Genomic DNA, 12,613 nt, shown 5'->3' with positions numbered 1-12,613 from the left:
TTAAAAACCTAAGAAATTTACCTGCTCTTGCATATTTAGTTGTTGGATTTTTTTTTCAAGAGAAGCTTTTAGTTCTCCATCGCCAACTAAATTTAAGGTGAAATTAGTAAAACGAGCAGCATGTAGACTGTCCAATAAAAGAGCATGCCCTTTTATTGGATGCAAACGAGCAATGCAAGTTAAGGTAAATACCGTGTTTTTTATAGACGGTTTAGGTGTATGCGGTTCAAATTGGAGGCCGTTATAGATAATGGTCATTTTTTTCTGGCTGATGCCTAATTTAAGCAACGGGTGCATCAGGCTATTTGTGACGACAATTAAGTGGTCCGCTTTTTTTAAACTAGCCAGATTAAATTTGGTAAACAAAGTTCCTTTTATGCCTCGGTTCATAAAATCAAGTGTAGGGTCGCTATGAACAGTGATGAGCCAACGAGCAGCAACTTTTTTACGAATCGTTGAGAAGATAAAATTTGCACGTGCACCATGTGTATGAACGATATCAAAAGAATGGTTATTAATAAACTGCGTCAACCGTTTTAAAATAGAGAGATCGTAACGCGACCGCTGTTTAAGAACATGTACCGTGATGCCTAATTTTTGAGCTTCATCCGCAATAATACCGTCTTCTAAGACGAGCAACTCGGCTATTGTTGGGTCAAATTGTGAGAGTAAGGAGAGGATATGATTTTTTCCACCGCCATCTTCTAAACCTGCATTGATGTGTAACACTTTCATAACGAACTAACCTCATTTATCGTTGATTTTTATAAATTGAAATCTGTGAAAAAAGCTGAACGAAAAAAACTGTTCAGCTTCTTTAGATTATTTTTTGTGGACTTGCTTTTTTTCGTTTTTTACTTCTTTTAAGAATTGAGGCAATGCCATCATTCGTTTTAAGCGGAAAGGCTGCTTGATCAAACGATACAACCATTCGCTATTTAACTGGATAAAGATTTTTGGTGCCCGTTTTGACTTTCCAGAAAGAACATCAAAACTGCCGCCTACACCCATTAACAATCCTTTTGAAGCAGTTTTAAGGTACTGGTGAATCCATTGTTCTTGTCTTGGATAACCGATAGCAACAAAGACCATGTCGGGTTGTGTCGCTTGAACGGATTCAATCACTGAAACATCCGAAAAATCAAAGTAACCATTTCTTGATCCAACAAGATTGATCGAAGAATAACGTTCTTTAACTTTTTTAACCGTACTTTGCAAAACGTCTTCTTTTGCACCTAATAAATAAACACGGCTGCCTTTTTTATTTGCTTCTTCAAGTAAAGCTAACATTAAATCATAGCCTGCAACCCGTTCAACAATCGGCGTTCCTAATATTTTAGATCCTTTTATGATGCCAATCCCGTCAGCAATAACGTAGTCAGCTTCTTTGATAAGCGACATATAAGAGGAATCTTTTTTTGCATACATGACAATTTCTGGATTGGCTGTAACCACAAAAGATTTTTGGTTGTGATCAATCCGCTCCATTAATTCTTCAAGGAATGTTTCTTTTGTCTTATTGTCAAAAGCCACTCCTAATACCGATACTTTTTCATGCTCCATAAGCCAACCACCCTTAAACCCTTTTACTAATCTAACTATTTATTTATCATACCATTGAACTGGAGGAGAGATAAAGCAAAGCTTTCTCTTTTTTTCTCCAAATAGAAAATTTTTCTTAAATCGCGTTTATTTTGAGTGCATCAAGAATGCCTTAGGTACTTTTGAATGGAACCGCACTAATTCTCCGGTGGTAGGGTGTATCAACGCTAAAGTAGTTGCGTGCAAACCTAATCGTTTTAATGGATTAGAAGTCGCCCCATATTTTTTATCCCCAGCAACAGGATGACCAAGCGTTTCCATGTGAACCCGAATTTGGTTTTTACGTCCGGTTTCTAAACGAGCTTCTAGTAAAGTGAAGTCTTCGTTATTGCGTATTTTTTTGTAATGAGTAATAGCCAATTTCCCACCATTATCATAAGTAGCTGAATGGACTTTCATTGCTTTGCTTTCTGTTAACCAAGTCTTAATGGTGCCTTCATCTTCACGGACTACACCTTCAACTAGAGCCGTATAGATACGTTCTTTGACAATCTCTTTCCAATTTTCTTGCATGTCTTGTTTGATTTTTTCGGTTTTTGCAAAAACCATTACACCAGAAGTATCACGGTCTAAACGGTGAACGACGTAAATACGGTTGTTTTGATTTTCTTGTTTAACATAATTGATCAATTGGCGATGGGCAGTCAATTCTTGAGCAAATTTAGCTGCAATCGATAATAAACCCGCTTCTTTATCGATAACAATAATGGCATCATCTTCATAAAGAATCGTCATTCCAATCAAAGCGGTCTCTTTGATCGCTGCTTTATTGGATTGAATCGCGACAACTTGACCAGGAAGTAACGGAAAATTGTGTTTTTTGGTCATTTTTTCATCGACAGTTACTTGACCTCTTGTTAAAATAGATTTCACCGAATTACGGCTAGTATGTGTCATTACGCTTAACAAAAAAGGCAATAATTCCATTGGTTCCGTCACGGTATACAGTTGATTGTTAGTATTTTTTTTAGGGGTATAATTCGTTTTTTTATTCATTAAAAAACCACTCGCTCTCATTAATTGTTCTCTAGTAGAGTATAACGGAAAAAGGGACAAAAATAACCCTAAAGTAAGAATAATTTAAATAGAAAGCCTTTTAAATGGTGAAAAAGACATAATAGAACAGATTATTTCAATAAATTATGAGAAAAAGGGCATACATCTTAATCAATGGGAAGAATGGTTCACAAATTTAGGAATAAAGCTTATAATAGAAAAGAAGAGTGAAAAGGCGTAAGACTAAATAGAAAAGAGGAACAAAATTGATCACACTAAAATCACAACGTGAAATTGATGCAATGGATGAATCAGGAACATTATTGGCAAATGCACATATTGCCTTAAGAGAAATCATTAAACCTGGTATTACAAGTTGGGAAATCAATGAATTTATGCAAAGCTATATTGAAGAACATGGTGGAATTGCCGAGCAAATCGGTTTTGAAGGATATGAATATGCAACTTGCGTCAGCGTCAATGATGAAATCTGTCATGGATTCCCTTCAAAAAATGAAGTTTTAAAGAACGGCGATTTGATTAAAGTCGATACAGTTGTTAATTTAAAAGGCGCAATGTCCGATTCTTGTTGGAGCTATATTGTTGGTGAAGGGACTCCTGAAACTGAGAAGTTAATGGAAGTCACTAAAAAAGCTCTTTATTTAGGAATCGAGCAAGCACAAGTTGGAAACCGTATTGGAGATATTGGTCATGCAATCCAAACGTATGTTGAAGGAGAAGGTTTCTCAGTTGTTCGTGAATTTATTGGACATGGTATTGGACCAACGATGCATGAAGCACCGTCAGTTCCACATTATGGAGAAGCTGGCAAGGGTCTTCGCTTAAAAGAAGGTATGGTTATCACGATTGAACCAATGGTAAACACAGGAACCTGGAAATCTAAAATGGATGATAACGGTTGGACAGCTCGTACAAAAGACGGCGGCATTAGTTGCCAATTCGAACACACATTAGCCATTACTAAAGATGGCCCTAGAATTTTAACCTTGCAAAAAGATTAAATAAAAAAGTCCTAAACGAGCTTCTGATGAAGTTTGTTTAGGACTTTTTTTCATCTGATTTTGTCGAATGGAGCCTCTGTTTCGCCAACCCAAACAGAAAACATATTTGAGTAGGCAAAACAGAGGCTAGTTAGCCTAACTCAAATGGGAAAAGGATCTGAGTAGGACGAACAGGGGGCTAGTTAGCCCAACGTAAACAGAAAACAAATTTGAGTAGGACGAAACAGAGGCTAGTTAGACCAACTCAAACAGAAATCCAGATTTGAGTTGACCGAACCAAACCAAGTCACTACCACACCAATCGCACTAATTAACCATCTATCTATTTACTCTACATTTAAAGGAGAGTCAGCCAACATGCTGTGAAAGTTCAGTTGTTTTCAGTTTTTTTGCATTGTTGGTATACTGTAGTCTGAAATAACAAGAAGGAGCTGTAACTATGAAAGAAAGAATTCTTTATGCTGATATTCTTCGGGTAGCAGCTATTTTTTTAGTGATTACCATCCATATCATCTCACGTGATTTTGACTTATATGCCATCGACTCGTATCAGTGGCAAATGCTGAATGTATACGATAGTTTTGCTCGGATGAGTGTACCACTATTTTTTATGATGAGCGGGATATTTTTTTTAGATCCGAAAAGAACGTTCTCAATTAAAAAATTCTATAAAAAAATGTCTTTCGTCTAGTAACGGCTTTTATTTTTTGGTCAGCTCTATATTCTCTAATTTTTACATGGAACGAATACCGGACATTCAATTCAGAAGTATGGAGTATAATGGTTGAAGCATTCAAAGAAGGGCATTTCCATTTGTGGTTTCTTTTTCGAATGATTGAAATCTATGTGATGATTCCTTTTCTCAGAAAAATCGCTGAGGACAAGAAAATTATTTTATATGTGATTGTATTCTGCTTTTATATAGGTTTTATTCTTCCGTCTTATCATGAGTTTCCAGTCAGCTCTACCGTAACTTTCGCGGAAAGAGGCATTAACTTAGATATTACCTTTGGTTACGTGGGCTACTTTTTTGCTGGTTATTATCTGGCTCATTACGATTTGAAAAAATGGCTGAAAACAGGAATTTATCTATTGGGTTTGGCCGGTTTAATGATTACTATTATCATTACAAGTAGTGAGTCGCTTAAACAAGGAAAACATTATGACATTCCCTACGAGTACTTAACACCGAATGTATTTTTCATGAGTATTGCAGCTTTTTTATTGGCAAAAGAAAGATTGAACCCAAAGAATGTTAAAACGCAATTTAAACGTGTCCTTTCAGAACTGTCAACTTATTCCTTTGGAATTTATTTGATCCATGTGTTGATTATTTTCCTTATATGGAAGACAGGAGTAACGACATTATTTACTACTCCAATTTTATCCATACCTCTTTTGACTCTTTTGATTTTTTGTATCAGTTACGTTTGTGTTAAGGCAATGGCTCAACTGCCATTTATAAAACGGTTTATTCTATAAAATACTTATTTCTATAAAAATAAGTATTTTATTTTTTTAATATAAATAGGTATAATGATGGTTAGTTTCGAAAAAGGAGTCTAAGTATGTCAGAAGATAGTCCAATAGGTAAGGTAGATTTAAAGAAAAAAGAAACGAAAAAAGCACTAAAAAAATTCAGTAGTATTGTGGTTCAAAAATATCGAGAAGCTGAAGTTTGGAATTCGGGAGCTATTATCAGTTATTATTTTTTATTGTCTATTTTCCCTGTTATTGTTGTGATTGGCAATGTATTGCCCTATTTCCGTTTAGATGCAGCAGAATTATTGCCGTACATTGAAAATGCTGTACCAAACTATTTTTTTGATCAAGTAGAAGATGTGTTAACAAGTTGGTTTACACGAAGCAGCGGAGGAATTTTATCGATTGCCGTGATTGGAGCGTTGTGGTCAGCCAGTAGAGGAATGACCGCAATGCAAGTGAGCATGAATAAAGCGTATGGTGTAGAGCCAAGAAGAAACATTGTGATCATTAGATTATTTTCGCTAATCTTAACGACACTCTTGATTGTTAGTATTATGTTATTGGTGATTGTTTTTGGATTTGGGCAATTGATATTGGAATACATTACTCCAATAATTGATATACCTTTAACCATTAGTGAAACATTTCAAAGTTTAAGATGGCCAGTTACGATGATTGTGTTGTTTATTATTTTTTGTTTGTTGTATTACTTTGTACCGCATGCAAAAATAGCTTTCAAAAGCGTTCTTCCTGGAGCCGCTTTTTCAACAATTGGTTGGATGTTAGTTTCTCAAGTTTTTGCCGTTTATGTTGAATATTTTGCTATTGGTACTAAAAGTTACGGAACGATTGGAACGTTTATGATCATGTTGATTTGGCTGCAAGTTATTGGAGCATTAATGACTGCAGGTGCTGTTATCAATGCGGCTATAGATGTTTATCAAAATGGTACAATCAATGAAACGGCTCCTTCTCGTGCTGAGAGGTATATTCGAGCTAAAGTAAAGACTACATTTAGACGATAAAGAAAAAAGTCCAGAAATTTGAATTTATTAAATGAACTCATCTAGCAATATTAATAGTATAAATAAAAAAACTCATTCTACTTCTGATGAAATAAATCATCAAAAGAGGAATGAGTTTTTTTATTGAGCTTCGTTTTATTCGTATCCGTTTGGATTGTTTTCTTGCCATTTCCAAGAATCCCGACACATGTCTTCTAGTGTATGTTCCGCTTTCCAGCCAAGTTCTGTAGCAGCTTTTGAAGCATCAGAATAGCACGTAGCGATGTCGCCAGGACGTCTGTCAATAATTGTATACGGAACTTTTTTTCCAGTAGCTTTTTCGAAATTCGTTACGACGTCTAACACACTATAACCAATTCCAGTTCCAAGGTTGTAGGCTTCGATACCTTCTGAAGAAAGAATCTTTTCAACAGCTTTTAAATGGCCTTTAGCCAAATCCACTACATGGATGTAGTCACGTACACCTGTACCATCTGTAGTGTCATAGTCGCCACCAAACACACTTAATTGATCTCGTTTGCCTACAGCAACTTGTGTGATGTAAGGCATAAGGTTATTTGGAATACCTGTAGGATCTTCTCCAATTCGTCCGCTCTCATGAGCACCGATTGGATTGAAGTAACGCAGTAAAGCAATACTCCAAGATGGATCCGAAGCATAGACATCCTGTAAGATCTGTTCAATCATCATTTTAGTCGTACCGTATGGATTCGTTGTGCTTAAAGGCAAGTCTTCTGTTAGTGGAGAAATATTGTTCATCCCATAAACTGTTGCAGAAGAACTGAAAACCATTTTTTTAACATTGTAAGTTTCCATTAACTCAGCCAAAACAAAGGTACTAGTTAAGTTATTGTGGTAATATTTTAGCGGTTTGCTAACCGATTCGCCTACAGCTTTGTAGCCGGCAAAATGAATAACCGCTTCAATATCATGAATTTTGAATACCGCTTCTAAATCGGTTTTATTTAATACATCGACTTCATAAAAAGAGAAGTCTTTTCCAGTAATTTCTTTGATTCGATTTAACACTTCTGGTTTGCTGTTTGAAAAGTTATCAACGATAACAACTTCATGCCCAGCATTCAATAATTCTACCGTTGTGTGGCTGCCGATATAACCGGCGCCGCCTGTTACTAAAATGGCCATAATATCCCTCTTTTTTTTCGAATTTTGATTTCAATAGTTCTACCCAACAAGGCTAAGTCTACTCATTTAACGAAAATAAGTCAACGCAAACCAAGTTGAAATTTGGTAAAGTTTACAATGAAAATAGAGAACAGACTTTAGAAAACTGTAATGTTTCAGTTAATTGATTATGCTATAATAGGCAAGTCATTGTGTCAGTAAAGTGAAAGGGGTATAAATGATGAAGAAAATATCAATTATTATGCCTATATATAATGTTGCAGAACAATTGGAAAAAGCGATTCAATGCGCGCTAAGCCAAACGTATAAAAATAGTGAAATTATTTTAGTGAATGATGGGTCAACTGATGGGTCTGGAGAAATATGCGACCGATATCAGTTAAAAGATCCACGTATAAGTGTCATTCATCAAAAAAATGCCGGTTCAGGTTTTGCTAGAAATGCCGGATTGGATAGAGCGACTGGTGAGTATATCTATTTTGCGGATCCAGATGATTATTTTGAATACAATTTAATTGAAGAAACCGTTGCAAAAGCAATAGAATCAAATGCTGATGTTGTAGTCTGTGGGTACTATAATGAAAAAGTAGACAAAGAAGGCAATATTACGACACTAGAAAAAAATTCTGAGTTAGATGGACTTCTAACAAAAGAAGCCTTTAGAGATCAATTTAGAAAACACTATTCTTTATCTCCTTATGCTTTATGGAATAAATTATACAAACACGATTTTTTGAAGCAACACAACTGCCGCTTTACCAATCAAAAAGTTGGACAAGATGCTTTGTTTAATCAACAAGTAGGCAAGAATGTCCAAACCATTTATTTCCATCAAAAAGCTTATTATCATTATGTTTTCCGAGAAGGTTCGGCTGTGAATCGCTACCGTAAAGAACGTTTTTTTTATGAGTACACAATCGCCAGTCACTTTGAAGACTGGATGGTCCATTGGGGCAAGGAAAAAGAGTACCACGATTTAGTGAATCAACAATACTGGGGTGCACTGTATTTAGAATTAAGTAATTTAGCTTGGGAAGATTGCCCATTAACCAAAATGGGAAAAGTTGAACGAATCGAAGAGCTAATGGATGATTCAAAAATTAACCAAGCCATTTCTGAAATAGAGACTGAAAAAGAAAAGAATTCATTTGTTAAAGTCTTGATTCTACTTTTAAGATACGACAAGTATGCTGGTGCATTAAACTTGATGCAGTTGAGAGTAACAGTAGGAAAGAAATTTCAGAAGAGTTTTAACGTAATTAAAAAGAAATTTGGTTAATCAATGTTTTTTATTTAAATAGTTTGTTAAAAGAAATTTTACATTAGCTTGATATTTTCTTTTGAAATAGTATTATTACCTTTTGTAAAGATTATTTAATAAAGTTTGTTATACAAACTAATAGTTAAAAGTGTTGTAAAAAGATTAATTAGGAAAATATTTAAGTAAAGAATTAATATAAAATTTTATAAAATATATAAAGTTATAAGAGTAAAATACATTATGTAATGATTGTTAATTGCTAAAAAAGTTAACAACATTATTAAAAGAATTTAGGAGTTGGAGAAATTATGGGAATGGCTGAAGAGTTTAAAAAAGGAATATTTTATAGTGCATTAGGAAAATATTCCAATGTCGTGATTCAATTATTAGTTACTGCAATATTATCGAGAATTTTAACCCCAGATGAGTACGGAATAGTAGCAGTGGTAAATGTCTTTTTGATTTTCTTTCAAATGCTTGCCGATTTTGGAATAGGCCCAGCAATTATTCAAAATAAAACATTAACTAAACAAGAAATCAATAGTATATTTGGGTTTTCATTGTACTTAGCATTATTTTTAGGAATTATCTTTGCATTTGCAGGTTATCCTATTAGTGCCTTTTATAATAATCAAGTTTATAGACCAATCAGTATTGTATTAGCAGTGACATTATTCTTTTATGGTATCCTGGTAGTGCCACAATCAATCTTATTAAGAGAGAAAAGGTTTAGTACGGTAAATATTGTAATGATATTAGCTAATATTGCAGCAGGGGTTGTATCTGTTGTCCTTGCTATAAATGAATTTAGTTACTATTCATTAATTATAAGTAATACTGTAAAAGCAGCTTTGTTGTTTAGTATATTTTATATGAAGACAAATTTAAAAGCTCAATTAAAAATAGATAAAAAACCGTTGAAAAAAATCTTTAGCTTTTCAAAAAATCAGTTTCTATTTAATTTTATTAATTATTTTTCTAGAAACTTAGATAGTGTATTGATTGGACGCTACTTATCATCTAGTTCTTTAGCTTTTTATGACAAAGCTTATCAAGTGTCTTTATACCCAAATCAAATTTTAACGAATGTAATTTCTCCGGTAATTCAACCGATAATGTCTAATTATGAAACTGATTATAAAAAAATTAAAGATGTATATCTAAAAATCACTTCCATTTTAGCAACGATTGGACTTCCTTTATCTGTTTTCTTATTTTTCAACTCGAATGAAATCATTCTATTTCTTTTTGGTAACCAATGGGGAGATAGTGTAATAACTTTTCAAATATTAGCACTTTCTGTATGGATACAAATGATATCAAGTAGTAGTGGGGCAATATTTCAATCTGCCAATCGTACAGATCTATTACTGCTTTCTGGAATTTTATCAGCAATTGTAACTGTGACAGCTATAACGATAGGAGTGATAGCAGGAAGTATTGAGTCTGTTGCATTGATGGTCGTATTAGCTTTTACGATAAACTTTATTCAAATGAATTACCTACTCATGTATCGGTTATTTCAATCTAATTTTGAAGGAGTCATAAAAGTTTTAATAAAGCCAATTATCATGGCTCTTATTCAAGCAGTATTCTTTTTAATAGTACCTAGTTTACCATTTGCTAATTTTATAAATCTTGTAATTTATGGAATTGCTTTTGTTGTTTTATTTTTTATAGGATTATTGGTTACAGGACAATTAAAATTGTTAAAAGAACTAATTTTAAAAAACAAATAAATAGTAATAGGCAATATAAATTAGAAAAGAGGATGAATAATTTTGGTGCAAAATCAACCTTTGGTTTCAGTAATTGTGCCTGTTTACAATGTTGAACTATATATAGAAGAATGTTTGAAATCTATTATAAAACAAAATTATCAGATGTTACAAATTATTATAGTAGATGATGGAAGCACAGATACAAGTAATCAAAAAGTGAAACCCTTTCTGTTAGATAGTAGAGTTCAACTTATTCAACAAGAGAATAAAGGACTGTCCAGTGCTCGGAACTCAGGGTTAAAAGCAGCTATTGGAAAATATGTGCTTTTTGTAGATTCTGATGACCACATTGAATTAACGGCCATAAAAGAACTAGTTAATTTAATGGAAGAAAAACAAATAGATCTTATAAGGTTTAATGGAAAAGCATTTTTAGATGGGTTAAATAAACCAATCAAACAAAATAACTATGATTTTAGCCATCGTCTGCAAGAAGGAAAAAAATATATACAGGATCGTTTCAAAGCAAATCGTCAAACATTAGCATCTCCAGTGTATTTGTACATGGTTAAAAGAGAAATTTTGGTAAAAAATGCTCTTTCTTTTTATGAAGGCATTTTACATGAGGATGAGTTATTTACTATTCAGGTATTTCTTAATAGTAATTCTATGTGCTATGTCAATGCTTTTTATTACAATAGAAGATATCGTGAAAATTCAATTATGACGAATCAAAGTCCAGAACGGTTGCAACAAACATTTAATTCTTATCTAGTTATTTATAAAGAATTGAGGAATTTATATTTAAAAAGTGAATATTCTAAAGAACAGAAAAAACTAATTAAAAGAGAAATGATTTCAATTTATTCAGGACTAATGACTAGCTCACTTAAAAAAAGTGAAAAAAAACAAGGCCTTAAAAAAATAAAAGGCATTAATTTAATAGATAAAGGTTATATATATATTAAAAAGGTAATCAATATAGTCAAATAACATAAAATAGATGCTGCCATTAAAAATCGGCAGCTTTATTTTTAATAAAAATAAAATATACAGCATAAGTTAAAAATGAAGAAACCTAAGACATAGGTTTCTAAGAATTAATAGAAAAAAATTAAATAGTTAAATAAATGTTCAGGAGGTTTATCTTTATGAGAAAAATAAAAGTAATGACAATATTTGGTACTAGACCTGAAGCAATTAAGATGGCTCCATTAGTAAAAGAATTAAATAAGCAATCAGATTGGTTCGAATCTAGTGTTACAGTTACTGCTCAACATAGAGAAATGTTGGATCAAGTTTTACAAACATTTGGAATTAAACCAAATTATGATATGAATATCATGAAAGAAAATCAAACTTTATCAGAAATTACATCATCTGTATTGGTAGGTCTTGACGAAATTTTAAAAAAAGCCAAACCAGATATAATTTTAGTTCATGGCGATACGACAACTACATTTGCTGCAAGTATTTCTGCTTATTATAATCAAATCAAAGTTGGACACGTTGAAGCCGGGCTTCGTACAGGAAATAAACATTCACCGTTTCCTGAAGAATTGAATCGTCAATTAACAGATGTAATCGCAGATATATATTTTGCACCTACAATAGAAAGCAAACTAAACTTGTTAAAAGAGAATCATCCAGAAGAAAAAATTTACGTTACAGGAAATACTGCAATCGATGCTCTTAAAGAAACTATACAAAAGGACTACCACCATACTGTTCTAGAAAATATTAATCCAGATAGTAAAGTTGTTTTAGTGACAATGCATCGCCGAGAAAATCATGGAAAACCCATGGAACGAGTATTTCAAGCTATACGACAAGTAGTTGATCAACATCAAGATATTGAAGTTATTTATCCTGTTCATTTAAATCCTAATGTTCAAAATATGGCTGAGAATGTTTTAGGGAGACACCCTAGAATTCACCTAATTGATCCACTTGAAGTTATGGACTTTCATAATTTAGCTGCTAAAAGCTATATGATCATGACGGATTCAGGCGGTGTTCAAGAAGAGGCACCTTCTTTGGGAGTTCCAGTACTAGTACTTAGAGATACAACTGAAAGACCTGAAGGCGTAGAAGCTGGAACACTTAAGTTGGTAGGTACTCAAACTGAAACTATCATAAAAGAAATGACAAAAATACTAGAAAGTGAATCTGAATATAAAAAAATGGCCACAACAAATAATCCTTATGGAGATGGACAAGCAAGTAAAAGAATTTTATCTGCAATCTTATATGAATTCGGCATAGACAAGCAAAAACCAGCGGAATTTTTAGGGAATAAATAGTTTAATTTTAGGAAGTGGGTTTTGTCTTTGGAGAACAGTTCTATTTTAACAA

The 12,613-nt window shown here is 33.2% G+C and carries 10 protein-coding genes and 1 pseudogene; 7 read left to right on the top strand and 4 right to left on the bottom strand.

The features are described 5' to 3' along the window. The 3 genes from CAT7_RS06675 to CAT7_RS06665 all read right to left on the bottom strand — a co-directional run bounded on the left by CAT7_RS06675 (position 1) and on the right by CAT7_RS06665 (position 2,598). Positions 1-735 carry a glycosyltransferase gene (locus tag CAT7_RS06675; protein ID WP_007723551.1) on the bottom strand — a complete coding sequence of 245 codons (735 nt, stop codon included), beginning with the start codon at positions 733-735 and terminating at the stop codon, positions 1-3. Between the two features lie 87 nt (positions 736-822). After that, positions 823-1,563: a WecB/TagA/CpsF family glycosyltransferase gene (locus CAT7_RS06670; RefSeq protein WP_007723548.1), complete on the bottom strand. Its 741-nt coding sequence runs from the start codon at positions 1,561-1,563 to the stop codon at positions 823-825. A gap of 126 nt (positions 1,564-1,689) precedes the next feature. Next, a complete protein-coding gene (locus CAT7_RS06665) occupies positions 1,690-2,598 on the bottom strand; it encodes an RluA family pseudouridine synthase (RefSeq protein ID WP_035019472.1) in 909 nt (302 codons plus the stop codon). Between the two features lie 266 nt (positions 2,599-2,864). On the opposite strand from CAT7_RS06665, the gene map reads away from it, so the two are divergent. The 3 genes and pseudogenes from map (at position 2,865) to CAT7_RS06645 (ending at position 6,130) form a co-directional block, all read left to right on the top strand. Then, complete coding sequence (map, locus tag CAT7_RS06660; protein ID WP_007723541.1) at positions 2,865-3,620, top strand: type I methionyl aminopeptidase; 756 nt, start codon at positions 2,865-2,867, stop codon at positions 3,618-3,620. 439 nt (positions 3,621-4,059) lie between these two features. After that, positions 4,060-5,102, top strand: a pseudogene (locus CAT7_RS06650) (acyltransferase). Positions 5,103-5,188: 86 nt separating this feature from the next. After that, positions 5,189-6,130 carry a YihY/virulence factor BrkB family protein gene (locus CAT7_RS06645; protein WP_007723535.1) on the top strand — a complete coding sequence of 314 codons (942 nt, stop codon included), beginning with the start codon at positions 5,189-5,191 and terminating at the stop codon, positions 6,128-6,130. Positions 6,131-6,265: 135 nt separating this feature from the next. On the opposite strand, the gene galE is transcribed toward CAT7_RS06645, so the two are convergent. Continuing rightward, positions 6,266-7,276: a UDP-glucose 4-epimerase GalE gene (gene galE, locus CAT7_RS06640; RefSeq protein WP_007723533.1), complete on the bottom strand. Its 1,011-nt coding sequence runs from the start codon at positions 7,274-7,276 to the stop codon at positions 6,266-6,268. Between the two features lie 217 nt (positions 7,277-7,493). On the opposite strand from galE, the gene CAT7_RS06635 reads away from it, so the two are divergent. The 4 genes from CAT7_RS06635 to wecB all read left to right on the top strand — a co-directional run bounded on the left by CAT7_RS06635 (position 7,494) and on the right by wecB (position 12,561). Beyond that, positions 7,494-8,555 (top strand): glycosyltransferase, encoded by a 1,062-nt coding sequence (locus CAT7_RS06635; protein WP_232208122.1) that lies wholly within the window; start codon positions 7,494-7,496, stop codon positions 8,553-8,555. Positions 8,556-8,845: 290 nt separating this feature from the next. Then, positions 8,846-10,276 carry a lipopolysaccharide biosynthesis protein gene (locus CAT7_RS06630; protein WP_007723529.1) on the top strand — a complete coding sequence of 477 codons (1,431 nt, stop codon included), beginning with the start codon at positions 8,846-8,848 and terminating at the stop codon, positions 10,274-10,276. Between the two features lie 45 nt (positions 10,277-10,321). Then, on the top strand, positions 10,322-11,251 hold the full coding sequence (locus tag CAT7_RS06625) for a glycosyltransferase (protein WP_035019467.1): 930 nt from the start codon (positions 10,322-10,324) through the stop codon (positions 11,249-11,251). 158 nt (positions 11,252-11,409) lie between these two features. Further along, a complete protein-coding gene (gene wecB, locus CAT7_RS06620; RefSeq protein ID WP_007723526.1) occupies positions 11,410-12,561 on the top strand; it encodes a non-hydrolyzing UDP-N-acetylglucosamine 2-epimerase in 1,152 nt (383 codons plus the stop codon). Positions 12,562-12,613 lie beyond the last annotated feature (52 nt).

The organism is Carnobacterium sp. AT7 (assembly GCF_000171855.1).
Classification (GTDB): Bacteria; Bacillota; Bacilli; order Lactobacillales; family Carnobacteriaceae; genus Carnobacterium_B; species Carnobacterium_B jeotgali.
The sequence above is the reverse complement of the archived record's forward strand: the minus strand, read 5'-3'. Positions and strand labels throughout refer to the sequence as shown.

Excerpts from the sequence above, each read along its gene's own strand:
- CAT7_RS06635 (WP_232208122.1), top strand. The coding sequence starts at position 7,494 with ATGATGAAGAAAATATCAATTATTATGCCTATATATAATGTTGCAGAA.
- CAT7_RS06665 (WP_035019472.1), bottom strand. The coding sequence starts at position 2,598 with ATGAATAAAAAAACGAATTATACCCCTAAAAAAAATACTAACAATCAA.
- CAT7_RS06645 (WP_007723535.1), top strand. The coding sequence starts at position 5,189 with ATGTCAGAAGATAGTCCAATAGGTAAGGTAGATTTAAAGAAAAAAGAA.
- CAT7_RS06630 (WP_007723529.1), top strand. The coding sequence starts at position 8,846 with ATGGGAATGGCTGAAGAGTTTAAAAAAGGAATATTTTATAGTGCATTA.
- galE (WP_007723533.1), bottom strand. The coding sequence starts at position 7,276 with ATGGCCATTTTAGTAACAGGCGGCGCCGGTTATATCGGCAGCCACACA.
- wecB (WP_007723526.1), top strand. The coding sequence starts at position 11,410 with ATGAGAAAAATAAAAGTAATGACAATATTTGGTACTAGACCTGAAGCA.
- CAT7_RS06675 (WP_007723551.1), bottom strand. The coding sequence starts at position 735 with ATGAAAGTGTTACACATCAATGCAGGTTTAGAAGATGGCGGTGGAAAA.
- CAT7_RS06670 (WP_007723548.1), bottom strand. The coding sequence starts at position 1,563 with ATGGAGCATGAAAAAGTATCGGTATTAGGAGTGGCTTTTGACAATAAG.